General features: G+C 73.0%; 27 protein-coding genes and 1 pseudogene. 11 read left to right on the forward strand and 17 right to left on the reverse strand.

The features are described from left to right. Positions 1 to 128 precede the first annotated feature (128 nt). Together ACIGXM_RS04575 and ACIGXM_RS04580 are read right to left on the reverse strand one after the other, a co-directional pair. Positions 129 to 1,286, reverse strand: coding sequence for an NADase-type glycan-binding domain-containing protein (locus ACIGXM_RS04575; RefSeq protein ID WP_396556724.1), 1,158 nt, complete (start codon positions 1,284 to 1,286; stop codon positions 129 to 131). A 289-nt stretch (positions 1,287 to 1,575) separates the two neighbouring features. After that, positions 1,576 to 2,553, reverse strand: coding sequence for an NAD(P)H-quinone oxidoreductase (locus ACIGXM_RS04580; protein WP_396556726.1), 978 nt, complete (start codon positions 2,551 to 2,553; stop codon positions 1,576 to 1,578). A 480-nt stretch (positions 2,554 to 3,033) separates the two neighbouring features. Between ACIGXM_RS04580 and ACIGXM_RS04585 the strand changes: the two genes are divergently transcribed. Continuing rightward, the gene (locus ACIGXM_RS04585) at positions 3,034 to 3,654 is read left to right on the forward strand and encodes a cyclodeaminase/cyclohydrolase family protein (protein ID WP_396556728.1); all 621 of its coding nucleotides are present in this window, start codon (positions 3,034 to 3,036) and stop codon (positions 3,652 to 3,654) included. Further along, entirely contained in the window at positions 3,651 to 4,508 is an 858-nt protein-coding gene (locus tag ACIGXM_RS04590) for a bifunctional 5,10-methylenetetrahydrofolate dehydrogenase/5,10-methenyltetrahydrofolate cyclohydrolase (RefSeq protein WP_396556730.1), read from the forward strand. Before ACIGXM_RS04585 ends, ACIGXM_RS04590 begins: the two co-directional genes overlap by 4 nt. Before the next feature lie 10 nt (positions 4,509 to 4,518). Here the strand turns inward: ACIGXM_RS04590 and ACIGXM_RS04595 are convergent, their stop codons facing one another. The 5 genes and pseudogenes from ACIGXM_RS04595 to ACIGXM_RS04615 all read right to left on the reverse strand — a co-directional run bounded on the left by ACIGXM_RS04595 (position 4,519) and on the right by ACIGXM_RS04615 (position 9,058). Then, the gene (locus ACIGXM_RS04595; RefSeq protein ID WP_396556732.1) at positions 4,519 to 5,019 is read right to left on the reverse strand and encodes a hypothetical protein; all 501 of its coding nucleotides are present in this window, start codon (positions 5,017 to 5,019) and stop codon (positions 4,519 to 4,521) included. A gap of 48 nt (positions 5,020 to 5,067) precedes the next feature. Continuing rightward, positions 5,068 to 6,366: a molybdopterin molybdotransferase MoeA gene (locus ACIGXM_RS04600; RefSeq protein ID WP_396556734.1), complete on the reverse strand. Its 1,299-nt coding sequence runs from the start codon at positions 6,364 to 6,366 to the stop codon at positions 5,068 to 5,070. Further along, positions 6,363 to 7,324: pseudogene (locus ACIGXM_RS04605) on the reverse strand (NTP transferase domain-containing protein). The gene ACIGXM_RS04600 and the pseudogene ACIGXM_RS04605 overlap by 4 nt, the downstream one beginning before the upstream one ends. 29 nt (positions 7,325 to 7,353) lie before the next feature. Continuing rightward, positions 7,354 to 8,304: an MBL fold metallo-hydrolase gene (locus tag ACIGXM_RS04610; protein WP_396556736.1), complete on the reverse strand. Its 951-nt coding sequence runs from the start codon at positions 8,302 to 8,304 to the stop codon at positions 7,354 to 7,356. A gap of 121 nt (positions 8,305 to 8,425) precedes the next feature. Next, entirely contained in the window at positions 8,426 to 9,058 is a 633-nt protein-coding gene (locus ACIGXM_RS04615) for an FMN-dependent NADH-azoreductase (protein ID WP_396556737.1), read from the reverse strand. Between the two features lie 108 nt (positions 9,059 to 9,166). On the opposite strand from ACIGXM_RS04615, the gene ACIGXM_RS04620 reads away from it, so the two are divergent. Further along, entirely contained in the window at positions 9,167 to 9,583 is a 417-nt protein-coding gene (locus ACIGXM_RS04620; RefSeq protein WP_396556739.1) for a winged helix-turn-helix transcriptional regulator, read from the forward strand. 72 nt (positions 9,584 to 9,655) lie between these two features. On the opposite strand, the gene ACIGXM_RS04625 is transcribed toward ACIGXM_RS04620, so the two are convergent. Then, positions 9,656 to 10,390: a helix-turn-helix domain-containing protein gene (locus tag ACIGXM_RS04625; RefSeq protein ID WP_396556741.1), complete on the reverse strand. Its 735-nt coding sequence runs from the start codon at positions 10,388 to 10,390 to the stop codon at positions 9,656 to 9,658. 261 nt (positions 10,391 to 10,651) lie between these two features. On the opposite strand from ACIGXM_RS04625, the gene ACIGXM_RS04630 reads away from it, so the two are divergent. Both ACIGXM_RS04630 and ACIGXM_RS04635 read left to right on the forward strand, forming a co-directional pair. Then, positions 10,652 to 11,860: a cytochrome P450 gene (locus ACIGXM_RS04630; protein WP_396556743.1), complete on the forward strand. Its 1,209-nt coding sequence runs from the start codon at positions 10,652 to 10,654 to the stop codon at positions 11,858 to 11,860. 3 nt (positions 11,861 to 11,863) lie between these two features. After that, a complete protein-coding gene (locus ACIGXM_RS04635) occupies positions 11,864 to 12,055 on the forward strand; it encodes a ferredoxin (RefSeq protein ID WP_396556745.1) in 192 nt (63 codons plus the stop codon). Between the two features lie 276 nt (positions 12,056 to 12,331). On the opposite strand, the gene ACIGXM_RS04640 is transcribed toward ACIGXM_RS04635, so the two are convergent. Next, the gene (locus ACIGXM_RS04640) at positions 12,332 to 12,919 is read right to left on the reverse strand and encodes a TetR/AcrR family transcriptional regulator (protein WP_396556747.1); all 588 of its coding nucleotides are present in this window, start codon (positions 12,917 to 12,919) and stop codon (positions 12,332 to 12,334) included. A 70-nt stretch (positions 12,920 to 12,989) separates the two neighbouring features. Between ACIGXM_RS04640 and ACIGXM_RS04645 the strand changes: the two genes are divergently transcribed. After that, on the forward strand, positions 12,990 to 13,883 hold the full coding sequence (locus ACIGXM_RS04645; RefSeq protein WP_396556749.1) for an NADP-dependent oxidoreductase: 894 nt from the start codon (positions 12,990 to 12,992) through the stop codon (positions 13,881 to 13,883). Here the strand turns inward: ACIGXM_RS04645 and ACIGXM_RS04650 are convergent. Next, the gene (locus ACIGXM_RS04650; protein ID WP_396556751.1) at positions 13,850 to 14,923 is read right to left on the reverse strand and encodes an NmrA family NAD(P)-binding protein; all 1,074 of its coding nucleotides are present in this window, start codon (positions 14,921 to 14,923) and stop codon (positions 13,850 to 13,852) included. The two genes, ACIGXM_RS04645 and ACIGXM_RS04650, sit on opposite strands and share 34 nt — an antisense overlap. Continuing rightward, on the reverse strand, positions 14,920 to 15,744 hold the full coding sequence (locus ACIGXM_RS04655) for a polysaccharide deacetylase family protein (RefSeq protein WP_396556753.1): 825 nt from the start codon (positions 15,742 to 15,744) through the stop codon (positions 14,920 to 14,922). Before ACIGXM_RS04655 ends, ACIGXM_RS04650 begins: the two co-directional genes overlap by 4 nt. An 88-nt stretch (positions 15,745 to 15,832) precedes the next feature. Between ACIGXM_RS04655 and ACIGXM_RS04660 the strand changes: the two genes are divergently transcribed. Continuing rightward, complete coding sequence (locus ACIGXM_RS04660; protein WP_396556755.1) at positions 15,833 to 16,183, forward strand: winged helix-turn-helix transcriptional regulator; 351 nt, start codon at positions 15,833 to 15,835, stop codon at positions 16,181 to 16,183. 231 nt (positions 16,184 to 16,414) lie between these two features. Here the strand turns inward: ACIGXM_RS04660 and dnaB are convergent, their stop codons facing one another. Next, on the reverse strand, positions 16,415 to 17,947 hold the full coding sequence (dnaB, locus tag ACIGXM_RS04665) for a replicative DNA helicase (RefSeq protein WP_396557382.1): 1,533 nt from the start codon (positions 17,945 to 17,947) through the stop codon (positions 16,415 to 16,417). A gap of 538 nt (positions 17,948 to 18,485) precedes the next feature. On the opposite strand from dnaB, the gene ACIGXM_RS04670 reads away from it, so the two are divergent. Further along, positions 18,486 to 19,826, forward strand: coding sequence for an MATE family efflux transporter (locus ACIGXM_RS04670; protein ID WP_396557384.1), 1,341 nt, complete (start codon positions 18,486 to 18,488; stop codon positions 19,824 to 19,826). Between the two features lie 74 nt (positions 19,827 to 19,900). On the opposite strand, the gene rplI is transcribed toward ACIGXM_RS04670, so the two are convergent. The 4 genes from rplI to rpsF form a co-directional block, all read right to left on the reverse strand. Further along, on the reverse strand, positions 19,901 to 20,347 hold the full coding sequence (rplI, locus tag ACIGXM_RS04675) for a 50S ribosomal protein L9 (RefSeq protein WP_396556757.1): 447 nt from the start codon (positions 20,345 to 20,347) through the stop codon (positions 19,901 to 19,903). 17 nt (positions 20,348 to 20,364) lie between these two features. Next, the gene (gene rpsR / locus ACIGXM_RS04680) at positions 20,365 to 20,601 is read right to left on the reverse strand and encodes a 30S ribosomal protein S18 (RefSeq protein ID WP_030304537.1); all 237 of its coding nucleotides are present in this window, start codon (positions 20,599 to 20,601) and stop codon (positions 20,365 to 20,367) included. Positions 20,602 to 20,676: 75 nt separating this feature from the next. After that, a complete protein-coding gene (locus ACIGXM_RS04685; protein WP_396556759.1) occupies positions 20,677 to 21,267 on the reverse strand; it encodes a single-stranded DNA-binding protein in 591 nt (196 codons plus the stop codon). A gap of 98 nt (positions 21,268 to 21,365) precedes the next feature. Beyond that, positions 21,366 to 21,656: a 30S ribosomal protein S6 gene (gene rpsF, locus ACIGXM_RS04690; RefSeq protein ID WP_396556761.1), complete on the reverse strand. Its 291-nt coding sequence runs from the start codon at positions 21,654 to 21,656 to the stop codon at positions 21,366 to 21,368. Positions 21,657 to 21,971: 315 nt separating this feature from the next. Here rpsF and ACIGXM_RS04695 point away from each other — a divergent pair, with 315 nt between their 5' ends. The 3 genes from ACIGXM_RS04695 to ACIGXM_RS04705 all read left to right on the forward strand — a co-directional run bounded on the left by ACIGXM_RS04695 (position 21,972) and on the right by ACIGXM_RS04705 (position 24,667). Then, positions 21,972 to 22,280 (forward strand): hypothetical protein, encoded by a 309-nt coding sequence (locus ACIGXM_RS04695; protein ID WP_396556763.1) that lies wholly within the window; start codon positions 21,972 to 21,974, stop codon positions 22,278 to 22,280. A 165-nt stretch (positions 22,281 to 22,445) separates the two neighbouring features. Beyond that, entirely contained in the window at positions 22,446 to 23,564 is a 1,119-nt protein-coding gene (locus tag ACIGXM_RS04700) for a lipid II:glycine glycyltransferase FemX (RefSeq protein ID WP_396556765.1), read from the forward strand. Positions 23,565 to 23,599: 35 nt separating this feature from the next. Beyond that, positions 23,600 to 24,667 carry an alanine racemase gene (locus ACIGXM_RS04705; protein WP_396556767.1) on the forward strand — a complete coding sequence of 356 codons (1,068 nt, stop codon included), beginning with the start codon at positions 23,600 to 23,602 and terminating at the stop codon, positions 24,665 to 24,667. Here ACIGXM_RS04705 and ACIGXM_RS04710 read toward each other — a convergent pair. Next, entirely contained in the window at positions 24,628 to 26,133 is a 1,506-nt protein-coding gene (locus ACIGXM_RS04710; protein ID WP_396556769.1) for a glycosyltransferase family 87 protein, read from the reverse strand. The genes ACIGXM_RS04705 and ACIGXM_RS04710 overlap by 40 nt on opposite strands. Positions 26,134 to 26,165: the final 32 nt, after the last annotated feature.

The following is a 26,165-nucleotide window of genomic DNA, read 5'->3' on the forward strand; positions in this document are numbered from 1 at the left end:
GGGTACGGCCAGCGGTCCCGACAGGGGATTCCGGGCTGCCCTTTAGTGTCGAGCCGGTTGCCTAACAAGCACCTAACGGCGTTGCCCGAACGACTCCCCGGTGAACTCCGGCCGGCTCCCGACCACGGTCAGGATCCGTTGCCGCTGCCAGCCGGCGTGGTGCCGAAGAACTCGACCTCGGCCACCGCGATCTCCTTGTCCGGCATGGTGTTGTACGCGCTCTTGATCTCCAACCGCACCTTCACCACCTGCGTGAGGTGCAGGGCGAAGGTCTGCGGGCCGAACTGGGCCATCGTGATCGGTGTCGTGACGGTCTTCCCGTCGGCCTGGGTGGCCACCAGGTCGATCTGGTGCGGCGTCGCCTCGGCCTGCTCGTCGGAGGAGTCCGGGGAGACGCCCGGCGTGATGACCACGTCGAGCAGGTGCGAGGCCTGGCCGAAGGTGAAGTCCAGGTGCAGGTCGTTCGGCACACCCGAGTAACCGTCGCCCCACCAGGTGTTGTTGTAGCCGTCCAGCACGTTCTTCGCCGGGTGGTTCTGGTCGGAGTAGTCGGCGGTCACGCCCACCGGGGGGATCGACACCCGGTGCGCGAAGTGGTCGCTGACCGCCTGGTACGCCGGGCCGGACCAGACCGAGACGCAGATCACCAGGGTGATCACCAGCACCGCCGTGACCACCCAGCGCACCAGCTGCCACGGCCCCTGGCGCAACCGGGGACGCTGACCCGCCCAGGGCTGCTCCCGGCCACGGAAGTCCAGCAGCCGGCGCCACCACGGCCGTCGGGCCCGCTGCGGCTCCGCGGACTGGAAGGGGGTCGCGCAGCGGCGGCAGAAGTGGCGGTCCGGCGGGTTGACCGTCGAGCACCACGAGCAGGCGATGCCGTCGATCGGCTCGCCCTCGACGACCGAGCGCACCCGGGGCCCGGACTGGGCGGGCAGGCCCGGCAGCACCGGCGCCACGGGCGACTCCACGGGCGCGGAGTCGGGCACCGGGACGATCAGGGCGTGCGCCCTTTCGTCGACCGGGAGTTCGATGGTCTCCGGCTGCGGCTCGGCCTGCTCGGACTCCCCGCTCTTCCCGGCCTCCGCGGGCTCGCCGGCATCCACGGGCTTGCCGGGCTCTTCGGGCTTCCCGGCCTCCGCGGGCTTGCCGGGCTTCTCGGCCTCCGCGGGCTTGCCGGGCTTCTCGGACCGCTCGGGCTCCCCAGCGACCTCGACCGACTCCTTCGAGCGGTCCTCGCCCTTCGCCCACCCCTGGAACGCGCCACAGGAGCCGCAGAAGTCCATCCCCGCGTCGCCTGGTGCCCCGCACTCAGCACATTCGCCCTCCCCGGCCCGACCTTGTCGATCCCGGGATGCACTGACACTCAACGCTGGTTCCCCTTCGGCCGGGCCTGGGCCACGAGCTGATCCGGCCCTCATCCTGGAGCATCGCGCCCCTCGGACGTAGGTCCACGCGCCCCGGCACCCAGGCACCCGGGACCGGCCGTTCGCGCAACCAGCACTGCCCGAACGGGAAGCCGGCGGGCCGGGCGGATCCCCACCCGGCCCGGGACCCGCCCAGCCCGTCCGGCACTCAGAGCCGCAGCACGACCTTGCCCGTCTGCTCCCCCGCCTCCACCGCGCGGTGCGCCTCGGCCGCGTCCGTCAGCGGCAGCACCCGGTCGATCACCGGCCGCACCACCCCCGACTCCACCAGCGGCCAGACGTGCTCACGCACCGCCGCCACGATCGCCGCCTTCTCCGCCAGCGGGCGCGGCCGAAGTGAGGTGGCCGCCACCGCGGCGCGCTTGGCGAGCAGGGTGGAGAGGTCCAACTCGCCCTTCGCCCCGCCCTGCAGACCGATGATCACCAACCGTCCGCTGACCGCCAGGGCGTCCACGTTCCGCTGCAGGTACTTGGCCCCCATGATGTCCAGGATCACGTCCGCCCCGGCTCCGCCGGTGGCCTCCCGCAGCGCCTCGACGAAGTCCCGCTCGCGGTAGTTGATCAGGATCTCCGCACCCAGCTCCGCGCAGCGCGCCAGCTTCGCCGCGCTCCCCGCGGTGACCGCCACCCGAGCGCCGACCGCCTTCGCCAGCTGGATCGCCATCGTCCCGATACCGCTGCCGCCACCGTGCAGCAACACCGTCTCACCCGGCCGCAGATGGGCCACCATGAAGACGTTCGACCAGACCGTGGCGGCGACCTCGGGCAGCGCGGCCGCCGCGATCAGACCGAGGCCCCTGGGCACCGGCAACAACTGGCCGGCCGGCACCACGACCTTCTCCGCGTACCCGCCGCCGGCGAGCAGCGCGCACACCTCGTCGCCCACCGCCCAGCCGGCCACCCCTGGACCGAGGGCGGCGATCGTCCCGGCGCACTCGAGCCCCGGGACGGCGGAGGCGCCCGGCGGCGGGTCGTAGTGGCCCTGGCGCTGCAACAGGTCGGCCCGGTTGACGGCGGTGGCCGCCACCTCGACCAGCACCTCGCCCTCGGCCGGTACCGGGTCGTCGAGTTCGGTCCAGGACAGCGCCTCGGGGCCGCCGGGCTCGGGAATCGTCATCGCATGCATGGTCCGAAGCTATCGGGTGCCGCGGGCCGCGCGGCGGAACCCGGGGGCGAACAACGGGGAGCCGGGCCGTCACCCCGACGCCGCGGACGGGTGGCCGAGGTGGTGGAGGCGGGCGCCCGCGGCACGCCCGGTGCGCGTCACGACGTCAACCGGTGGGCACGAGAACGGCCCCCGCCCCGGGAACCGGCACTCCGGGGCGGAGGACCAGTGCTCGGGGCGAAGGCCGCGAGGAGGGCGCGGCACCGGGGCGGGTCAGTGACCCCGGTGGCGCGGGAGGCGATGCGGCGGCCGGGCTCCCCCGTTCACTGCCCGGCCGCCTCACCACGAGATCCATCCTGCCCCGGGCCGCGTAGCGCGCCGGTAGCGCGGAGCCGTCGCGCCGGCGGCCGGCACGGGCCCGGACGGGCCCGGGCCCGACGTACTGACGCACCGTCAGACGTGCGAGGATGCCGGTACCGATCTCCCGGAGGAAGAACTCCCGTGCGCGACCTGACGATCAGCGAATTCCTCGACCGGCTGGCCGGCCGCGTCCCCGCCCCCGGCGGCGGCGCGACGGCCGCGCTGCACGCGGCCCAGGCCGCGGCACTGCTGGGCATGGTGGCCCGCTACAGCACCGGCGCCGCGTACGCCGTCCACCAGGAGGTGGTGCAGCGGATCATCCGGGAGAGCGACACCCTGCGCGGCCGGGCGCTGACCCTGGCCGAGCAGGACGCGGCGGCCTTCACCGCCGTCACCGAGGCCTACCGGATGCCCCGGGAGAGCGAGGACGAGCGGACCGCCCGCTCGGCCGCCATCGCGCGGACGCTGGCCGGCGCGGCCCGGCCGCCCGCCGACGTGATCACCGCGGCCCTGGACGCGGTCGAACTGGCCGAGGCGCTGCTGCCGATCGGCAACCCCAACGTGGTCACCGACATCGCCGCGGCGGCCGAGGCGGCGCGGGCCGCGGCGGTCACCGCCCGGGTCAACGTGGAGATCAACCTGGCCGGGATCCGGGACGAGCGGGTCCGCAGCGGGCTGCTCGCCGAGACCGCCCGGGTGGACGAGATCACCGCCCGCGCCGACCTGGTCACCGCCGCCGTGCGAGAGGAGATCGCCAAGTGACCGCCACCCCGCTGGCCGGCCAGCAGCCGGCCGCCGCGATCCGCGCCGAGGCCGCCGCCCGGGCCGCCGAACTCACCGCGGCCGGCCACCAGCCGCGGCTCGCCGTGGTCAGCGCCACCACCGACCAGTCCAGCGCCTGGTACGTCCGGTCGATCGCGCGCGCCGCCGAACGCACCGGACTGCGGTGCGACGTCCACGAGTTGGGGCCGGACGCGGAATCCCCGGCGGTCCGCGAGCGGCTGGCGGAGCTCAGCGCGGACGGCTCGGTGCACGGCATCATCCTGCAGACCCCGCTGCCCGCCGGGGCCGCGCTGGAGGAACTGGCCTCGGCGATCGCCTTCGAGAAGGACGTGGACGGCGCCAACCCGCTCTCGCTCGGCCGGCTGGCCGGCGGCCTGCCCGCCTTCCCGCCGGCCACCGCGGAGGCGGTGGTCGCACTGCTGGAGCACCACCGGATCCCGCTGGCCGGGCGCCGGGCGGTGGTGGTCGGCCGCTCGACGGTGGTCGGCAAGCCGGCCGCCCACCTGCTGCTGGACCGGGACGCCACGGTGACGGTCTGTCACTCGCGGACCGCCGACCTGGCCGCCGTCACCCGCACCGCCGACGTGCTGGTGGCCGCGGTGGGCCGGCCCGGGCTGATCACCGCCGAGCACGTCGCGCCGGGCTCGGTGGTGATCGACGTCGGCACCAACCCGACCCCGGACGGCGGGCTGACCGGCGACGTGGACGCCGACTCGGTGGCCGACGTGGCCGGCGCGCTCACGCCGGTGCCGGGCGGGGTCGGCCCGGTCACCACCGCGCTGCTGCTGCGGCACACCGTGCGGGCCGCCGACCGGCTGCACCGGGCGGCCTGAGGCACTGGCGTCAGACGGTGTCCCGAGCGTCCAGCTCGGCGAAGAAGCGGTCGGCGGCGGCCCGGGCGATCCGCGGATCGGCCGGTTCGCCGAGGATCCGGCCGGCCAGTTCGCCGGCCAGCTCCACCAGGTCCGCGCGCAACCCGGCCCCGGCGATGATCCGGTCGGCCGCCAGCTGGACCCGGGCCTCCTGCACCAGCCGGTCGCGCTGCCGCTGACCCTCGGCGCGCATCCCGGCCAGCACGACCGCGCCCTGTTCGGTGGCCTCCTGGCGGAGCCGGGCCGCCTCCAGCCGGGCCGCCTCCAGCTCCGCGCGGTACTCGGCGTAGACCCGCTCGGCCTCCGCCCGGGCCGTCTCGGCGCGGCGCTGGCCACCGTTGACGGCGTCGTCACGGGCGGCCAGCAGCCGCTCGATCCGCGGCAGCACGACGGCCCCCAGGAGGCCGAAGACGAGGAAGAAGCAGACGAGTCCGAGGATCAGTTCAGCGGGGTTCGGCTTCAGAGGTCCCATGGGGCGAACTTTACTTGACTGATAATCAGAAAAGTCGGTTCTCTCCGGTCATCCCCAACCCCCCTGCCCCGGGCCGTCCAGCAGCTCGACCGACTCCCCCGCCGCCAGGCCGCCCGGCGGGACCACCGCCAGCGCGTCCGCCAGGGCCAGCCCGCGCAGCATCGCCGGGCCGTCGAAGGCCAGCGGCACCGGACCGTGCTCGGTGATCCGCGCCGGCAGCAGCCGGGTGTCGGACGGGTGGCCGGCCAGCGCGGTGCCCGTGCGCACCGAACGCCACGGTTCGGCCGCCCGGCCCGCCAGCCGGCGCAGCAGGGGCAACGCCAGGGTGACCGTCCCGGCCACCGCGGCCAGCGGGTTGCCGGGCAGCCCCACCAGGTGCCGCGGCCCGGCCCCCGGACGCACCTCGGGCAGCTCGGCCAGCAGCATCGGGTGCCCCGGCCGGACCGCCACCCCGTCCACCAGCAGCTTCGCCCCGGTCTCCGTCAGCGCCGCGTGCAGGAAGTCGGCCGGTCCGGAGGCGGTGCTCCCGGTGGTCACCACCACCTCGGCCGGCGAGTGCCGGATGGTCGCCTGGAGCAGCGCGAAGTCGTCCCGGACCGCGCGCCGGTCGAGCAGCTCGGCGCCGGCGGCCCGCAGCCACGGTTGCAGCAACGGGCCCAGCGCGTCCCGCACCAGCCCGGGCCGCGGCAGTCCGGCCTCCAGCAACTCGTCGCCCAGCACCAGCAGTTCGACGGTCGGCCGGCGACGCACCGGCAGCCGGTCGTAGCCGCAGGCGGCGGCCAGGCCCAGTACGGCCGCGGTGACCGGCGTCCCGGCCGGCAGCAGCGCCTCGCCGCTGCGGCACTCCTGGCCGCGCGGGCGGACGTCCTGGCCCGGTGACAGCCCGCCGGGGGTCGTCTCGTGCAGCGTCCCGCCGCCGGCCGCCGCCGCGGGCTCCACCCGGCCGTGCTCGCGGCGCAGCACCGCCGTGGCCCCGGGCGGGAGTTGGGCCCCGGTGGCGATCCCGGTCGCCCGGCCGTCGGCCAGCGGTGGCGGGGTCCGGCCGGCCAGCACCCGGCCGGAGAGGTGCCACGGGCCGGGGCCGGCGACCGCCCAGCCGTCCATCGCGGAGGTGTCGAAGCCGGGCAGGTCGGTCAGCGCGGTCAGCGGCTCGGCCAGGGCCTGCCCGAGTGCCTCGGCCAGCGCCACCCGCACCACCGGCAGCGGCGTCCGGACCGCCCACCGAGCCGCCTCCCGGGCCCGCGGCCAGGGAAGCCCGGCGCCGCAGCCGCGGCCGGCCCCCGCCCCGGCGGGCCGATCGGCGCCGCCCGGGCTCTCCGCGCCGAGCGGGGGCGCGGCCGCGCTCACCCCTGCTCCGCGGCCGGGTCGGCCGGCTGACCGGCCGGCCGCTCGGCGGACCAGCGCTCGGCCAGCGCGCCGACCCGGCGGCAGGCCGCGCTCACCTCCGGCTGCCCGCCACCGCGGGTGGCCGCGGCGTAGCCGACCAGGAAGGCCGTCAGCGGCGCGGCGGGCCGCTCCACCCCGTGCGCCACCACCCGGGTCATGTCCAGCAGTTCACGGATGTCGACGGTGAGGTCGAGGCCCAGTTCGGCCGCGGCGGCGGCCATCCAGTCGTCCAGCGTGCGTTCCATGGTGGTCCATGCTGCCGGATCCCGCCCGCCCGGCCGTGCTCCGGAGCCGGCCGGCGTGCTGTTTTCACTCAGGGGTCCGGTCACGCCGGCCGCTCGGCGGCGCTCCGGCGGCGGGCCTCGGCCAGCTGCTCCCAGGTGTCACAGTCGAAGGTCACGCCGGAGCGGTCGGGCAGCCGGACGGTCCGCAGGCCCGCGGTGAGCCGGCGCAGCGGCCGGCCCGCCGGGTCGCCGAGCGCGGCCAGCGCGGCGGCCAGCGCCGACCGGCGGTAGGCCGCCGTCAGCGGCTGCTCGCGGTCGTCGGCGTCCACCAGGACGGCGGCCTCCACCTCGCCGGTCACCGCCCCGGCCAGCCGGTGCACGGTGGCCGCGTCCAGGAACGGCAGGTCGGCGGCGAGCAGCAGGACCACCTCGGCGGCCGGTCCGGGCAGCGCGAGCCCGGCCGCCACCGCCGCCACCGGACCCCCGCCGGGCGGCCGCTCCCTGGTCCAGCGCGGGCCGGGGCCGGGCAACGGGCGCTCGGGCCCGACCACCACCACGTCCGCCGCGCTCGCGCAGGCCGCCAGCACCCGCTCCAGCAGCGTGCGGTCGCCGACGGCGAGGCCGGGCTTGTCGGCCCCGCCGAGCCGGCGGGCGGCGCCGCCGGCCAGCACGATCGCGTCGAAGGGGGTGGTCATGGGGCCAGTATCCGCCCCGGGCCGGCGGCTCAGCCCTCCCCGCCCAGCTCCTCGTCCTCGACCTCGAACGGCTCCTCGTCCTCGCCGGCGCCCGCTCCGGAAGCCGCACGCGCGACGTTGACCACCGCCCCCTCCTCCAGCAGCGCGGGCAGCGTCAACTCCCCGTACCGCTCGCCCATCGCGGCGACCAGCCCCTCGGCGTCACCGGGATGCTCGGCCAGCAGCCGGTCGAAGTCCTGCAGGTACTCCCCGGTGAAGGCGAGCACCCGCACCGCGTCGTCCCCCTGGCCGGGCGCCCGGTGCCCGGCGATCACCCGGTCCGCCCCGAGGTCGGCGATCCCGCCGAGGTTGCGCGACCAGACCGCCCGCTGGGCCGGCGTGGTCCCGGCGGTCCACAGGTGCGTCCCGTTGTCGGCGAAGCCGCCCGCGACGACGGTGTGCGCGCCGGGCACGTGCACCACCGTGCAGGCGGCGCAGTCACCCTGGCCGAGGTTCAGCACCCGGATCAGCTGACGGTCGATCATCAGCGGCTTGGGCAGCAACGGTCCCGGCAGCACCGGGTGCTCGGGAATGTCGTCACCCAGCACCCGCCGCCACCGCTGGACCTGGTCCGCCGCCGTCCGGGCGATCTCGTCCACCACCGCCGGCGCGGCCAGCACCTGCGCCCGGGGGAAGAGCCGGAGCACCTCGCGCGCGCCGAAGTAGCGGTCGGGCCGCGGGTGGCTGATCACGATCGCCAGCAGCTCGCGCCCCTTGCCGGCGATCCACTCGGCCAGCTCGCGGCCCGCGCTGCGGGTGAGCTGGGCGTCGACCAGGATCGCGGTGCGCTCGCCGAGGATCAGGCTCGAGGTGGCGAACAGGGCCGACTCCGGGCCGGTGAAGACCGCGACCTCCAGCGCCGGCGCGGCTGGTCCGCCGTCCGGCCCGGCCGCGCCGCCGGTCGCGTCGGCGGGCTGCTCGGACGGGGGCGGCGTCGTCACGGGCTCTCCTGGTCCACGGGGCGGGTCGGGTCGGGACCAGCATGGAGGCACGTCCGGCGGCCCGCCCGGTGGCCGCGCCCGGGCGGGTGAACCGCCGGTCCGCCCGGGGACCGGCCGTGGCTCAGGCCTTGGCCAGTTCCTTCGCCTTGGCCGCGGCGTCCTGGTGGGCCTTCGTCTTGGAGGCCTCGGCGGCGTCGACGAACTCCGCCATCGCCGGGTTGACCTTGGCCATGGTGAACTCCGGCACCACCAGGTCGACCCGCAGACCGAGCAGCTCGGTCAGGGTCTTCTCCAGGTAGGTGGTGGCGAACTCGAAGTCCGCGCGGGGGCTGCCCGCCGCGTAGGAGCCGCCGCGCGAGGCGACCACGACCACCGGGGTGCCGGCCGCCGACTTGGTGGCCCCGGCGGTGCGGCCGAACAGCACCACCTGGTCGATCCAGGCCTTCAGCGAGGACGGCACGGTGAAGTTGTACATCGGGGCGCCGATCACCACGGCGTCGGCCTGCTCCAGCTCGGTGACCAGCTCGTCGCGCAGCGCGTAGGCGGCCCGCTGCTCGGCGTCGCGCTGCTCGGCGGGCAGGAAGGCGCTGGTGACGCCAGCCGCGCTCAGGTGCGGGACGGGGTTGGCGGCCAGGTCGCGGTAGACCACGGTGCCACCGGCGGCCTCCCACTCGGCGCGGAAGGTCGCGGTGACCTCGCGGGAGACGGAGCCCTCGAACAGGGCGGACGAGTCGATGTGCAGCAGCGTGGGCATGGCAGGTCCTCCGTAGTCGGCATCGAGCTGCCATTTCCTCGGCAGCTGCTATTAACGTAGCAGCTTACTTTTCTGCAGTCACTAGCGGACGGGCAGTAGGCTTGGGGCATGGGCGAGCCAGCGGCACGGACGACAGCGGTGGAACCGGACGCGACGGCGTGTACCGGCGCACCTCCGGCGGCGCTCGCCGCCGCCGGGCCGTGCACCGGGGTGGACATCGGGCTGACCAGGGTCTTCGAGCTGTTGGGCAAGCGCTGGTCCGGCCTGATCATCGCGGTGCTCAGCCAGCAGCCGGCCCACTACTCGGAGCTGCGCCGCGGCATCCCGGGCATCAGCGAGCGGATGCTCTCCGACCGGCTGACCGAGCTGGCCGACGCCGGCCTGGTGGTCCGCCGGGTGGACGAGGGACCACCGCTGCGGGTCTGCTACCGGCTCACCGAGGCCGGCGAAGCGCTCGGGCCGGCGCTCGACGAACTCCGCCACTGGGCCGCGCGGCACCTCACGGACGCGCCGCGGACCTGCTGACCCACCGCCGCGACCGTTCCGGTCCCCCGGCGGCCCGGGCCGGCGGCGCCGCGCGCCCCCGGACGTCGCGGGTCAGCCCGGCCGGCGGTCCGCCGTCCGGTGGGCCGCGAAGACCTGCCGCCAGTACTCGGCCCGCTCGACCAGGTCGTGACAGACGTGGGCGAGGAACTGGCCCATGTCCTCCAGGCGGGCGCCGGCGGGGGTGACGGCGCCGAGGACCTCGGCGCCGTGGCGGGCGGCGTCGGCGAGGCCGGCGTTGGTCCGGGCGCTCGCCAACAGCGCCCGGTACCAGACGTCGTCGTCGATGACGTACCGCTCGCGGCGGCCGCGGGAGCCGCGCTCGCGCCTGACCAGCTCCCGCTCCTCCAGGAAGCCGATGGCGAGCGAGATCGAGGCCGGGCTGACCCGCAGGCGCTGGACCAGCTCGGCGGCGGTGAGGCCGCCAGTGTCGGTGGTGTAGAGGCAGGCCAGCACCCTGGCCATCATCCGCGGGAACCCGGTCTGGACCAGCAGCGCCGCGAACCGTTCCTCGAAGCCGTGCACCGCTTCGGGGTCCCGCCCGTACACGTCGGCGGCGCCCGGGGCCGGCGGGAGCGGGGTGGGCTTGCGCCGGTGCGCGCGCTGCTCGGTGGCGCGCTGCGCCTCGTCCGCCCGGTAGCCCTCGGGGCCGCCGTTGCGGGTGACCTCCCGGCTGACCGTCGAGGTCGGCCGCGCCAGGCTCCTGGCGATCTCGGCGTAGGTGAGTCCGTCGGCCAGTCCCGTGGCGATCCGCCCGCGGTCCTGGTGGGTCAGCCTGCCTCCCGGCATCCGGGTTCGCCTCCTGCTGCTCGGCCGTTCCGTCCGGCGTGCGTTCAACGACATCTCATTGCAACGCGGAGCCGATCCGACCTTCGCCCGCTCCTCATTGCAACGATCAGAGCCCAGCCTAGCTGCCCAAATGCCAATAGCCACAGCATCATTGACGGTCCATTGAATGCAACGTAGCGTTTATCAAGTCCTGAAGGTTTGCGACAAGGACGACGGGGGCGGCGCCGAGCACCGTTCCCGCGCTCCGGAACGGAACCCGAAATGACCGACTCCCTCCCCGCCCTGGCCGGCCTGCCGACGACCCGTCCCACCGGCTGTCCCTTCGATCCCCCCACGGAGCTGGCCCGGCTGCGCGAGCAGCGGCCACTGACCCGGATGAGCTATCCCGACGGGCACCTGGGCTGGCTGGTGACCAGCCACGAGCTGGTCCGCGCCGTGCTGGCCGACCCCCGGTTCAGCTCCAGATCCGAGCTGATGCACTCCCCGGCGCCCGGCGCCGCCGCCATGGAACGCCCCCCGGTGGCCCCGCCGGGCATGTTCATCGCGGTCGACCCGCCCGAGCACACTCGCTACCGCCGCCTGCTCGCCGGCCGGTTCACCGTCCGCCGGATGCGCCAACTCACCGCCCGGGTCGAGGAGATCACCGCCGAACAGCTGGACGCCATGGAACGGCAGGGCCCGCCGGTGGACCTGGTGCAGGCGTACGCCCAGCCCATCCCCGCGTTGATGATCTGTGAACTGCTCGGCGTGCCCTACGCCGACCGCGAGTTCTTCCGGCAGCACTCGGCGACGGTGATCAACCAGGCCGCCACCAAGGAGGAGCAGGGCGCCGCGATCGGCGCGATCGGCGGTTTCCTCCACGAGCTGGTCCTGGCCAAGCGCGCCGAGCCCACCGACGACCTGCTCAGCGACCTGACCACCAGTGACCTCAGCGACGAGGAACTCACCAACATCGCCATGCTGCTGCTGGTCGCCGGCCTCGGCAGCACCGCCGACATGCTCGGCCTGGGCGCCTTCGCCCTACTCCGCCACCCCGACCAGCTCACCGCCCTGCGCACCGACCCGACCATCACCGACCAGGCCGTCGAGGAGCTGCTGCGCTACCTGAGCATCACGCACACCAGGACCCGGACCGCACTGGAGGACGTCAAGCTGGACGACCAGCTGATCCGGGCCGGCGAGACCGTCACCCTCTCGTTCCAGGCCGCCAACCGGGACCCGGGCAGGTTCGCCGACCCCGACACCCTCGACCTGCGCCGGCAGGCCACCGGGCACCTGGCACTCGGCCACGGCATCCACCAGTGCCTGGGCCAACAGCTGGCCCGGGTGGAGATGCGGGTCGCCTACCCCGCCCTGGTCACCCGCTTCCCCACCCTGCGGTTGGCCGTCCCGCCCGAGGACGTCCCACTGCGCGGCAACGCGGACATCGCCGGCGTCGACCGGCTCCCGGTCACCTGGGAGGGGGCGTAGCCGATGCGGATCAGCGTGGACCGGAGCCTCTGCTGCGGCGCCGGCATGTGCGCACTGACCGCCCCCGAGCTGTTCGACCAGGCCCCCGAGGACGGCACGGTGATCCTGCTGGCTCCCGAGCCCCCGCCCGAACTCGCCGACCGGGCCCGCCAGGCCGCCGAACTCTGCCCGGCCGGCGCGATCAGCCACCAGTGACGTCGACCTCTTCCCGCCCCGGCCGTCGCGAGCCGGGGCCCACCGACCGGTGAGGCGGGCGGCGAACGTGGAGTCGATCTCCGGACGGCCGTGCGGCCGTGCCGTGGGCGACAGCCGTACGACGTCGGCCGTGAGGTGACGACACCGGGGTCGGGACCCCACACAGGTGTGCGGTCCCGGCTCCCGTGCCCTCCGACACCGCCGTGACCAGGGCGATCCCGCCCGGTCTCACGCCGTGTCAGCGACCGCCCCGGTCCGACCGGGAGGAACGGCTCCTCAGGCGCCCCGAGAAGGGCCGGTGACCTCCCAGGCCGCCTCGATCATCCGGAAGATCTCGTCCACCGCGGCCTGCGGATCGGCCGCCTCACGGGCCAGCGAGTAGGCGTCGATCACGAACCTCGCGATCGTCCGGCAGACCGTCGTGGTCCGTGACAGGTCGGGATCGGCGGCGACGGCCCTCGCCAGCGACTCCGCGTGGCGCAGCCTCATCGACTCCTCGTACTCCCGCAGGGCGGGTGATTCGTCGATCATGCGCCAGATCGGGGCGGCGCTGTCCGCGGTGCAGTGTCGCACCAGGGCCTGGATCTCCCGGCGCAGCGCGGGGATGAGCGGCTCGTGCGGTGCCCGGCTGGTGACCGCCCGCGTGAGGCGTTGCTCGAAGTCTTGGTCCTGCTCGAACACCAGGGCCTCTTTCGAGGCGAAGTGGGAGAAGACCGTGGTGACGGCGACATCGGCCTCGGCGGCCACGTCGCGGATGCCCACCGTGTCGTACCCGCGCTCCAGGAAGAGTCGCAGGGCGGTGTCGGCGATCTTCTGGCGGGTCGCGGCCTTCTTGCGCTCGCGTCGCCCGGACGGCACGGTCATGCCCTGACACTACCAGATCCAAAGACACAACCGTTGTTAAACACTAACCGTTAGGGTTATGGTCGGCGGCATGAAGAGAGTGAGCTTCGCCGAGTTCGGCGGTCCGGACGTCCTGCGACTCGTCGACGCCGAGGAGCCCCACGCGGGCCCCGGCCAGGTACGCATCGCCGTGCGGGCGGCGGGCGTGAACCCCGTCGACTGGAGGATCCGCGAAGGCCAGACCCTGGAGGCCCATCCGCTCGAGTTGCCCTCCGGGGTCGGGCTGGACGCCGCCGGGGTGGTGGACGAGGTCGGCCGGGGCGTCGAAGGGGTCGAGGTCGGCGACCACGTGTTCGGCGAAGGCTCGAGCACCTATGCCGAGTTCGCCGTGCTGTCGGCCTGGGCCCGGATGCCCGAGGGACTGACCTTCGAAGAGGCGGCCGGGTACCCCTCCGTGGTGGAGACCGCGCTGCGGATCATCCGCGAGGTCGGTGTGCGGGCCGGGCAGACGCTGCTGGTCAGCGGTGCGTCCGGAGGAGTCGGATCGGCGGTGCTGCAGATCGCCCGCGACCGCGGCATCACGGTGATCGGCACGGCCGGGGCCGCGAACCAGGACTACCTGCGCGGCCTGGGTGCCCTCGCCACGACGTACGGCGAGGGCTGGGTCGAGCGGGTGCGGCGGCTCGGCCGTGTCGACGCGGCTCTCGACCTGGCCGGCTCGGGCGTGATCCGCGAGCTCGTCGAACTGACCGGGGATCCGCGGAGGGTGGTCTCCATCGCCGACCTCGCCGCGCCGCGGTTCGGTGTCCGGTTCTCCGGCGTGGCCGGGAGCGTGCCGGAAGCGCTCGCCGAGGCCGTCGGCCTCATCTCGCGGGGAAGGCTCCACATCCCGGTCGAGAAGTCGTACCCGCTCGCCGAGGCCGCGGCGGCCCACATCGACAGCCAGGCCGGTCACACGCGCGGGCGCCGGGTCCTGGTCGTCTGAGCCGTTTCCCGCGCGGTCGTACGGCCCGGCGCGCCGATCCCCTCCCGGAGGTCCCGCCCGGAGCGACGAGCCCTGTCGTGCGTGCCCGCGTTCGGACCTGACGTGGTGGGTGGTCGTTCCGTCCATCCGGTGTGGTGCAGCCAGTCCTCGAAGGTCATCAGGTCGGGGTGCAGGCGGCGCAGGAGGTTGACGTCCCGGTCTCGGGCGTGCAGATCACGGTCGGCGAAGAACTGGAACATCGCCGCGTAGTCGTGGCCGAAGTCGGGGACGGCGGCGCGCAGTTCGTCATGCGGCATCGGGAGGTAGGTGCTGGGGGTGCCCGTGACCCGAGCGAAGGTGGCGGCGATCTCGTCGCCGGTGAGGCTGTCGCCGATCACCGCGAGGTCGCGGGCGCCCCAGGACTGCCAGTTGTCGAACATGTGGCAGGCGAACCAGGCGATGTCGTCGAGGGCGACGAGCGGATAGCGGGCGGCGCCGAGGGGGAGCCTGAAGGTCAGGCCGCCCCGGCCGTCCGGTCGGGGCGTGAGTCGGTCCCGCAGGTTCTCGAAGTACGGCGCCGTGGTCAGTACCGAGACGTGGTCCGTGTACCAGCCGTCGGTCTCCTTGCGGAGCATCTCCTCCGACCGCATCAGGTCGATGTGGGCGGCGACGGCGGCTTTGCCGTCGAAGTGCGGGACGGGGTGGCCGGTCAGGGACACCGCGCTGTCCAACGAGGACCAGATGAGACGCTCCACGCCGGCCCGCTCCGCGGCGGCCAGCAGGTGCAGCCCTTGCCGGTACTCACCCACGGCGCTGCCCGTCGCGAAGAAGTCGGTGTTGGCGAACACCCGGTCGGCCTGCCCGAGCAGGACCTCGAGGGCCGCCGAGTCGGAGCGGACCAGTCGCACGCGCTCGGGCGCGGTGGCGGCGAGTCCGGTGGCGTGGGCGGACTCCGGGTGGCGGGTGGGGACGGTGATGGTGGCGTCGGTGGTGGCCAGCAGCCGGTGGATCACGTGGCTGCCCATGGCTCCGGTGCCGCCGACGACGAGGACGTGGGTCATGGCGTTCTTCCCTGGTGTGTCAGGACGTGTTCGGCCACCTGGGCGTGGGTGGCGACCCAGACGTCGCCGGACTCACGGAGGTGGTCGAGGATCTGGCCGACCATGCCCGCGAGGAGCGGTCGGCCTCCGACGTGGGCGTGGACGGTCAGGTGGAAGACGCCCGGGCCGGGGGCGGCGAGCAGCTGGTTCAGCAGCTCACGGTGCAGATCGCGGTAGGCGTGCGGGCCGGCCGCGGCGTCGCGGACGTCGGAGTGGTCGCTGTGCATGAGGGAGACCAGAGGACCGTGAGCGGTGGACAGGACCTGCGGGAGGTCGTGGTCTCCGTGGTCGCCGGTCCAGCGGTAGCCGGCCTCGGCGAGCAGGTCGGCAGTGTGCCTCGAACCGGTGGCGCGTGGGCTCATCCACCCCGTCGGGCGAACGCCGGTGACGCGGCGAAGGATGTCGGTGCAGCGACGGATGTTGGTCCGCTCGGCATCGACGTCGAGCAGCGCGGGCACCACGTCCTGGGCCCAGGAGTGGGCGGCGATCTCGTGACCCGCCTCGTGCACGGCCATGACGGTCTCGGGGTGCCGCTCGGCCACCAGTCCGTTGACGCCGACGGTGGCGGGCAGGTCGCCGAGGACGTCGAGCAGCCGCCAGATGCCGGTGGTGACGCCGTAGTCCGCCCAGGAGGTGCTGTGCGTGTCGTCGATGCCGGACAGCGGCCACGCCGCGGCCATCGGCGCGTAGGCGGGCCAGTGCCCCGGTGACCACAGCTCCAACGCGACGGTGACCAGCGCGACGACCTTCCGCCCGCCCGGCCAGTCGGTTACTGCCCTCATTCGGTTCCCCCGCTCGGTAGCTTCCGTCGAGGACGCTAGTGAGGCGGTAGGTACCTCCGGGTTCCCGGCAGCGGGCTACCGTCGGGGCATGCGTGAGTACTCCGGCAGCGTCTTCCTCGCCGACTGCCCGGCTCGGCTGGCGATCGAGATCATCGCCGACAAGTGGGCGGTGGCAGTGCTGTTCGCGTTGAGCCGGGAACCGTGCAGGCACGGCGAGCTGGTCGACCTGATCGGCGGAATCTCGCGCAAAGTGCTGACCCAGACGCTGCGTCGGTTGCAGGGGTACGGCCTGGTCGACCGCCACGCCGAGGCCGGGAAGGTCGAGTACGTGCTGACGGACTTGGGCCGGACGCTGGTGAAGCCGATCGCGGTGCTGACCGAGTGGGCTCACGAGCACGGCGCGGCCGTGGTGGAATTCCAGGAGTCCAAAGCGGACTAGGTCCACTCGGCCTCCCCCTCACGTCCGCCACCGCCGTTCGCGCTCGGACGGTGCCCGGCCTGGGATGCGGGCGAGGGTCGGCGACGAGTGACTGGCTGATCGGCGCGGGGCTGGACCAGAATCACCGTCACCCGGAAAGGTGAAATCTCCGACCAGGGAGTCTCACAACGCCGGCACACGTGCCACCGGTGTGCCACCGTGCCACGAGATCTGAGGCCCTACCGGCCCGGATCAGTCCCGGGTCATGTCGACGAAGCGCGAGTAGTGGCCCTGGAAGGCCACGGTGATGGTGGCGGTGGGGCCGTTTCGGTGCTTGGCGACGATCAGGTCGGCCTCGCCGGCGCGGGGTGACTCCTTCTCGTAGGCGTCCTCGCGGTGCAGCAGGATGACCATGTCGGCGTCCTGCTCGATCGAGCCCGACTCGCGCAGGTCGGAGACCATCGGCTTCTTGTCGGTGCGCTGTTCGGGACCACGGTTCAGCTGGGAGAGCGCGATCACCGGCACCTCCAGCTCCTTGGCCAGCAGCTTGAGGTTTCGCGACATGTCGGAGACCTCCTGCTGCCGGCTCTCGGCCCGCCGGGAGCCGCCGGACTGCATCAGCTGGAGGTAGTCGATGACCACCAGCTTCAGGTCGTTGCGCTGCTTCAGCCGGCGGCACTTGGCGCGGATCTCCATCATCGACAGGTTCGGCGAGTCGTCGATGTAGAGCGGGGCCGCGGTGACCTCGGGCATCCGGCGGGCGACCCGGGTCCAGTCGTCGTCCGTCATGTTGCCCGAGCGCATGTGGTGCAGGGCGACCCGGGCCTCGGCGGAGAGCAGGCGCATGGCGATCTCGTTGCGCCCCATCTCGAGCGAGAAGATCACGCTGGGCAGGCCGTTGGTGATCGAGCAGGCCCGCGAGAAGTCGAGCGCCAGGGTGGACTTACCCATCGCCGGACGGGCCGCGATGACGATCATCTGACCGGGGTGCAGGCCGTTGGTGAGCTGGTCCAGGTCGGCGAAGCCGGTCGGGACGCCGGACATCTGGCCGGCCCGGGAGCCGATCGCCTCGATCTCGTCGAGCGCGCCCTCCATGATCTCGGAGAGCGGCGCGTAGTCCTCGCTGGTGCGCTGCTCGGTGACGGCGTAGATCTCGGCCTGCGCGGCGTTGACGATCTCGTCCACGTCGCCCTCGGCGGCGTAGCCCATGCCAGCGATCCGGGTGCCCGCCTCGACCAGCCGGCGCAGCACCGCGCGCTCGTGGACGATCTCGGCGTAGTACTCGGCGTTGGCGGCGGTCGGGACGGAGTTGACCAGGGTGTGCAGGTAGCCCGGGCCGCCGACCCGGCTGAGCTCGCCGCGCTTGGTGAGCTCGCTGGCCACGGTGATCGGGTCGGCCGGCTCGCCGCGGGCGTAGAGGTCGAGGATCGCGCTGTGGATCAGCTCGTGGGCCGGCCGGTAGTAGTCGAGCGGCTTGAGCACCTCGACCACGTCGGCGATGGCGTCCTTGGAGAGCATCATGCCGCCGAGGACGGACTGCTCGGCCGCGAGGTCCTGCGGGGGGACCCGCTCGAAGCCCTCGACACCGCCGGAGCGGTCGCCGTCCCGGCCGCGGTCCTGGTCACGGTCACGGTCCCGCTTGCGGAACTCGCCGCCCTGCTGGCCGGAGGGAGCGCCGGAGCGGTTGCGGGAGACCGGCAACCGGTCACTCGGACCGTCGGGCTGGTAAGGGCCGGCGAAGGCGTCGTCGGACGGCTGCCAGTCGTCCTCCGGGGGCGGAGGCACGTCGTGGGCGTCGTACTGGGGGCCGGTCACGCGTGTTCCCCGATCAGCGAGCGGTGCGAGTGTGGTGCGGGAGCCTGGGGGCCGAGACGGGTGGGTGCGGTCATGGCCGTGGCCACCTCTTTCTTACGCCACTCGGCCGACGAAACGGACGCCGGGTACGAGCGTGGCGCGTCGGACGAGCGACCACGCTAAGGGGCCGGCGGGCTTTCGACCAAGACGGTTATCCACAGGGCGTGTGGATGATGGTCCCATCACTGTGGACAACTGCCCGAAAGCTGTGCACAAGCATGTGGACGACCCTGTGGATAACCAGACCATCCACTCGGTGTCAACTCGCTGACCTGCAGGGACTTAATCCACCGGCTGTGCATGAGAAATACTTCACACAGTTGGGGACAGTGCCCGACCGAGCACCGATAGACCTCACCGCCCCCCGCAGGAAGTAACGACCAATCAGCCATTGCGCCACTTACCTGTGGATGGTTACGGTGTCCCCATGACACCTCCGCCCGCCGTCCGGAGCGCCCTGCCGCTCCGAATGCCAAGGCCGGACCGACCCGACCGGACCGAGCGGCGCCGCCAGGACCGGGAGATCCTCGCGCTCGCCGTGCCGGCCTTCGGCGCACTGGTCGCCGAGCCGCTCTTCCTGATGGGCGACTCGGCGATCGTCGGCCACCTCGGCACCGCCGAACTGGCGGGCCTCGGCGTCGCGGGCACCGTGCTCTCCACCCTGACCGGTGTCTTCGTCTTCCTCGCCTACGCCACCACCGCCGCGGTCGCCCGCCGGATCGGCGCCGGGGACCGCCGGGCCGCCGTCCAGCAGGGCGTCGACGGCGTCTGGCTGGCCCTGCTGCTCGCCGTCCCGCTGGTGCTGCTCACCCTGGTCGGCGCGCCCCTGGTGGTCGCCGCCCTGGGGGCCTCGCCCACCGCCGCCCCGTACGCGGTCGAGTACCTGCGGATCAGCGCGCTGGGCATCCCGGCGATGCTGATGGTGCTGGCCGCCACCGGGGTGCTGCGCGGGCTGCAGGACACCCGCACCCCGCTGCTGGTGGCGCTGGCCGGCTTCACCGCCAACCTGGGCCTGAACCTCGGCCTGGTCTACGGCGCCGGCCTCGGCGTGGCCGGCTCCGCCTGGGGAACGGTGCTGGCGCAGACCGGGATGGCCGCCTGCTACCTCACCGTGGTGGTCCGCGGCGCCCGCCGCGAACGGGCCGGGCTGCGCCCCGACCGGACCGGCATCCGGGCCTGCGCCCGGGCCGGCGGCCCGCTGCTGGTCCGCACCCTCAGCCTGCGCGCGGTGCTGGTGCTGGCCACCGCGGTGGCCGCCCGGCTGGGCGACCGTGAGGTGGCCGCCCACCAGATCGCGATGACCCTGTGGAGCTTCCTGGCCTTCGCGCTGGACGCGATCGCGATCGCCGGGCAGGCGATCATCGGCCGCTCGCTGGGCGCCGGCGACCTGCCGGGCGCCCGCGCGGCCACCCGGCGGATGGTCGAGTGGGGCGTCGGCTCCGGCGTCCTGCTCGGCCTGCTGGTGGTGCTCTGCGGGCCGCTCTACGTGCCGCTCTTCACCCCGGATCCGGCGGTCCGGCACCAGCTCGCCACCGTGCTGCTGCTGGTGGCGCTGACCCAGCCGACCGCCGGCCTGGTCTTCGTCCTGGACGGGGTGCTGATGGGCGCCGGCGACGGCCGGTACCTGGCCTGGGCGATGCTCGGCACGCTGGCCGCCTTCACCCCGGTCGCGCTGGCGGTGCCGGCATGGGGCTGGGGGCTGGTCGGCCTCTGGTCGGCGATGAACCTGTTCATGCTGGTCCGTGGCGCCTTCCTGGTCGCCCGGGCCCGCACCGGCCGCTGGCTGGTGGCCGGTGCGGTCCGTGGCTGAAACGCGGAAGCACGGCTGAGGGCCGGGGCTCGCGAGGAGCCCCGGCCCTCGACCGGTCACTGCGGGTGCTGCGCTCAGGCGGAGACGACGGCGACGTCGAGGTCGGCCTGGACGTCGGCGTGCAGCTTGACCGAGACCTTGTGGGTGCCCACGGTCTTGATCGGCGAGGCGATCGTGACGGCGCGCTTGTCCACCGCCGGGCCGCCGGCGGCCTTGACGGCCTCGACGACGTCGGCCTGGGTCACCGAGCCGAACAGGCGGCCGGCGTCGCCGGAGCGAACGGCCAGCTTGACCTGCAGACCCTCGAGCTTGGCCTTGAACTCGTTGGCCGCCTCGATGGTCTGGATCTCGTGGATCTTGCGGGCGCGACGGATCGCGTCCACGTCCTTCTGGCCGCCCTTGGTCCAGCGGATGGCGAAGCCACGCGGAACCAGGAAGTTACGGGCGTAGCCGTCCTTGACGTCGACGATGTCGCCGGCGCCACCGAGGCCGGAGACCTCGTGGGTGAGGATGATCTTCATTCTTCGGTCACCCTCTCTTAGCGCGCGGTGCTGGTGTAGGGCAGCAGCGCCATCTCACGGCTGTTCTTCACGGCCGTGGCGACGTCACGCTGGTGCTGGGTGCAGTTGCCGGTGACCCGGCGGGCACGGATCTTGCCACGGTCGGAGATGAACTTCCGCAGCAGGTTCGTGTCCTTGTAGTCAACGTAGTTGACCTTGTCCTTGCAGAAGACGCAAACCTTCTTCTTCGGCTTGCGAGCAGGCGGCTTCGCCATCATGTGCTCCAAAAGGGGTTCACGATCCGGACCGGTGCCGGGGCACCGGGCCGGGTCGCACGAAATCTGTCAGCTCTAGAACGGAGGCTCTTCCGAGTAGCCACCACCGGCCGGGGCTCCCCAGCCGCCGCCACCCTGGTTGCCACCAGAGGGAGCGCTGGACGCCCACGGGTCGTCGGAGGGGCCGGACTGGCCGCCGCCGGAGTTTCCACCCCAGCCGCCGCCACCCTGCTGGCCGCCACCGCCGTAACCGCCGCCGCCCTGCTGGCCGCCGAAGCCGCCACCGCCAGGACCGCCGGACCGGTTGGCCCGGGTCACCTTGGCGGTCGCCGAGCGCAGGCTCGGCCCGACCTCGTCGACCTCGACCTCGAAGACGGTCCGCTTCTCGCCTTCCTTGGTCTCGTAAGACCGCTGGCGCAGTCGGCCCTGCACGATGACGCGCATGCCGCGCTGCAGCGACTCGGCCACGTTCTCCGCCGGCTGACGCCAGACGTTGCACGTGAGGAAGAGGCTCTCGCCGTCCTTCCACTCGTTGGTCTGGCGGTCGAAGGTGCGGGGAGTGGACGCGATGCGGAACTTCGCGACCGCCGCACCCGAGGGGGTGAAACGCAGCTCGGGGTCGTCGACGAGATTGCCGACGAGTGTGATGACGGTCTCGCCTGCCATGGTGTGCTGACCTCTCGGGAGGAGGAGTTCCGTTCAGCGATGTTTCACGTGAAACATCGGACGCGAGCTACCGGAGGCCCGGGGGCCTCAGCGGTGGCTCAGTGGGTGTCCGGGCGCAGGACCTTGGTGCGCAGAACCGACTCGCTCAGCGACAGCTGGCGGTCGAGCTCCTTGACGACCTCGGGGGTGGCCTTCAGGTCGATGACCGTGTAGATGCCCTCGGACTGCTTGTTGATCTCGTACGACAGGCGACGCCGGCCCCAGGTGTCGATCTTCTCCACGTTGCCGCCACCGGTGCGGACGACGTTGAGGAAGTTCTCGATCATGGGGGAGACAGCGCGCTCCTCGACCGAGGGGTCGAGGATGACCATCACCTCGTAGTGACGCATGGGTAACCCACCTCCTTTGGACTCAGCGGCCACGGTCTCTCCGTGGCAGGAGGGTTGTACAGCGTCGGCACCGGTTCGGCGACGACACCGGCTCACCGTAGCGGCCGGGTCGGACATCGGTCGGCCGCCCTCCCACGAAGGGGTGACCCGCGAACGGGCACAAGGCGGCACAACTACACCAGTGCAGACCGCACAGCCTACCCGCACCCATCCGGCCGAACAAAACGCGTACGGGTTGAGATCAGGGGGTCAACCGGAGCAATCTGGGCAGAACGGGTTCACGCGCAGTCCTCGCCCCCGCAGGAGGTGGGTTTCATGGCACAGACGCTCCGCCGAATCCCCGTACTCACCCTCAACACCGACGGCCACCCCCACCCCAAGGAGAACACCCTGGTCGGGCTGACCGTGGCCTTCGGCCTGGTGGCCATCGTCTCGGCCTTCTTCGCCCATCTGCACATCCTCGGCTCGTGGACCGGGCTGGCCGGGATCGTCACCGGCCTGTGGGGTCAGTTCATCTCGGCGACCACGGCCGAGCGGTTCGTGGTGGTGATCGCACTGGGCGCGTCAGCGGTGGGCTTCGGGATCGCCCTGGCCCACGGCGGGCTCTTCGGCGGGGCCTGGTAACAGGCCGCGCACCCCGGGACGGCGCTCTCCGCACGGGGAGCGCCGTTCGCCGTCCAGGACAGGTTCTAGGGTTCCGTCAACGCGCCGCAGTGGGACCCACCCGAATCGGACTATTCGGGCATTAAGGTGCAATTAGCCCTCCCGAAGCCAAGGAGCACCCCGAGCATGAGCCTGCGTCTGAGGACGATCACCCGCGAGGAGCACCTGGCCTTCGTGCGCAGCCGGCCCTCCGCGAGCCACATGCAGGTGCCCTCCTGGGGTGATGTGAAGGCGGAGTGGCGCACCGAGTCGATCGGCTGGACCGACGCCTCCGACGCGGTCGTCGGAGCCGGCCTGGTGCTCTACCGGCAACTGCCGAAGGTCAAGCGCTACCTGGCCTACCTGCCCGAGGGACCGGTGATCGACTGGTTCGACCCGGACCTCGACCGCTGGCTGCAGCCGCTGCTGGCGCACCTCAAGGCGCAGGGCGCGTTCTCGGTGAAGATGGGCCCGCCGGTGGTGATCAGGCGCTGGGACGCCGCCACCATCAAGGAGGCGATGGCCAACAAGGACGCCAAGCGGCTGCGCGACCTGGAACCGGACTGGTACGAGCCGCGCGCCTTCGACCTGGCCGAACGGCTGCGCCGGTCCGGCTGGCTGCAGGGCGAGGACGGCGGGGCCGGCTTCGGCGACGTCCAGCCGCGCTACGTCTTCCAGGTACCGCTGGCCAACCGCTCGCTGGACGACATCCAGCGCGGCTTCAACCAGCTGTGGCGGCGCAACATCAAGAAGGCCGAGAAGAGCGGCGTCGAGGTGGTCCAGGGCGGCTACCAGGACCTGGCGGTCTTCCACCAGCTCTACCAGGTGACCGCCGAGCGGGACCGGTTCACCCCGCGCCCGCTCGCGTACTTCCAGCGGATGTGGCAGGCGCTCACCTCCGAGGACCCCAACCGGATGCGCCTCTACCTCGCCTACCTGGACGGCGAACCGCTGGCCGCCACCACCATGCTGACGGTCGGCGACCACGTCTGGTACTCCTACGGCGCCTCCGCCAACCACCGCCGCGAGGTCAAGCCGTCCAACGCGGTCCAGTGGCGGATGATGCGGGACGCCTACGCGCTCGGCGCGAGCGTCTACGACCTGCGCGGGATCAGCGACACGCTGGAGGAGGACGACCACCTCTTCGGGCTGATCCAGTTCAAGGTGGGCACCGGCGGCCAGGCCGCCGAGTACCTCGGCGAGTGGGACTTCCCGCTCAACAAGCTGCTGCACCGGGCGCTGGACCTCTACATGTCCCGCCGCTGAAACAGGAACCATCCGGCACCACCTCGGAGAGTCCGATGACCCTCTCGCTGTACGTGGACACCGAACGCTGGCGGGCCCATCAGCACGCGCTGCTCGCGGAGTTCCCGGGGCTGGTCCCGGTGGCCAAGGGCAACGGCTACGGCCTGGGCAACCGGCGGCTGGCCACCGAGGCCGGCCGACTGGGCCGCCCGATACTGGCGGTGGGCACCGCGGCGGAGGCCGCCGAGGCGCTGCCGGGCTACCCGGGCGAGCTGCTGGTGCTGACCCCGTACCGGATCGGCGAGGAGGGCGGGCCGCTACCGTCCCGGGTGGTGCGGACGGTGGCGAGCGTGGAGGCGCTGCGGGCGCTGCCGGGGGCGCGGGTGGTGGTGGAGTGCATGACCAGCATGCGCCGGCACGGCATCTCGCGCGCCGAACTCCCGCACCTGGCCGCATCGCTGGACGTGGTGAGCTTCGAGGGCTTCGCGCTGCACCTGCCGCTGGACCGGCCGGACGACTCCGACCCGGCGCTCGAGGTCTCCGACTGGATCCGGGCGATCGCGGCGGTCGGACTGCCGGTCCGCACGGTGTTCCTGAGCCACCTCGGCTCGGCCGGGATCGCCCGGTTGGCCGAGCGGCACCCGGGCACCGAGTTCCGGTCCCGGATCGGCACCCGGCTCTGGCTGGGCGACGTCGGCGCGCTGGAGGCCCGCGCCACCGTGCTGGACGTGACGCCGGTGGCGCGCGGCGAGCGGTACGGCTACCGCCAGCACCGGGCGCCCTCGGACGGCCACCTGCTGGTGGTCTCCGGCGGTACCGCGCACGGCGTCGGCCTGGAGTCGCCGAAGTACGTGCACGGCGTGCTGCCGCGGTTCAAGGGCATCGCCCGGGCCGGGCTGGCCACGCTCAACCGGGTGCTGTCGCCGTACCAGTGGAACGGGCGGCAGCTCTGGTTCGCCGAGCCGCCGCACATGCAGGTGAGCATCCTGTTCCTGCCCGGCCCCGGCAAGCCGCCGGCCATCGGTGACGAGCTGAGCGTCAACGTCCGGCACACCACCACGCACTTCGACCGGGTGGCCGATCGTCAGGGGACGGGGGCGACGACGGGCTCCTCCGCGCGGTAGGACTCCTCCGCGCGCAGCCGGCGGGCCTGGCCCAGCACGAAGACGTCCGTGGCGAGGTCCAGCACCCCGCCCGACGGGTCGTCGCTGCCGTCCCAGCGGACCGGGTCGAGCTCCGGGCGGAGGATGTCGCGGATCACCATGCCGCACAGGTAGAGCGTGCCCAGCAGGTGCAGCAGGACCGCGAAGTGGTACCAGTCCTGGCCGATGCCGTGCTGCTTGGTGTCCCCGAGGTAGGCCAGGTAGGACCAGATGCCGAGGAAGTACAGCACCTCGCAGGCCTGCCAGATCAGGAAGTCGCGCCAGCGCGGCCGGGCCAGCGCGGCCAGCGGGATCAGCCAGAGCACGTACTGCGGCGAGTAGACCTTGTTGGTCACCACGAAGGCGGCCACCGCCAGGAAGACCAGCTGGGCGTAGCGCGGCCGGCGCGGGGCCGACAGGGCCAGCCAGCCGATGGCCAGGAAGCAGAGCACCAGCAGCACGCCGATCCAGGTGTTCAGGCCGTCCAGGGACTGGTTGCGGTCCTGCATCAGGATCATCCAGAAGGACCCGTAGTCCTCCTTGCGGGTCTGGCTGAAGGTGTAGAAGGTCGCCCAGCCGTCGAAGTTGGCCAGCATGATCGGCAGGTTGACCACCAGCCAGGCCACCACCGCCGCGCCGGCGGCCCGCCAGAACTCCCGCCAGCGGCCGGCCCGCCAGCAGAGCACGAACAGCGGGAAGAGCAGCAGCACCGGGTAGAGCTTGGCGGCGGTGGCCAGGCCGATGAAGACACCGGCCCAGACCGGGCGCCGGCCGGACCAGTAAGCCATCGCGACCGCGGTCAGCGCGATCGCCAGCAGGTCCCAGTTGATCGTGGCGTCCAGCGCCAGGCAGGGCGCCAGGGCGAACAGCAGGGCGTCCCACGGCCGGCGGCGGTGGGTGCGGGAGAGCGCGATCACGGTGACCACCGCGCAGATCAGCAGCATCCCGGCGTTGACCATCCAGAACCAGCGCTCGCGGTCCTGGATGACCCCGGCGGTGGGGGTGAGCCAGCTGGCGATCTGCATGAAGAACCCGGTCAGCACCGGGTACTCCAGGAACTTCATGTCCGGGGTGGCCGAGGGGATCTGGTCGAGGTAGGGGTGCAGCCCGACCGAGAAGCCGCGCGCCGTGTAGAGGTGCGGGATGTCGCTGTAGCAGGCGTGGGTGTACTGCGCGGTGAGGCCGAAGAACCAGCCGCTGGTGTAGCAGGGCAGCTTCTGCACCATGCCGGCCAGGTAGGACACGATGGTCAGCAGGGCCAGCACCCGGGCCGGGATCCACCAGGAGACGCCCAGCAGGGCCCTGCGACCGGGCGGCCCGCCGAGCAGTTCGCTGCCGGCCGCCGCGACCGGATCCTCGTCCGCGGGAACGACCACGGTGTTGGCCGGGGGGCCCTCGACCATGGTCGGCCCGGGCTCGGCGGATTCGTCACGCGCGATCGAGGTCATGGCGGACATACTGCCGTACCTCCCGGGCCGCC

Source organism: Kitasatospora sp. NPDC052896, from assembly GCF_044547075.1.
Classification (GTDB): Bacteria; Actinomycetota; Actinomycetes; order Streptomycetales; family Streptomycetaceae; genus Kitasatospora.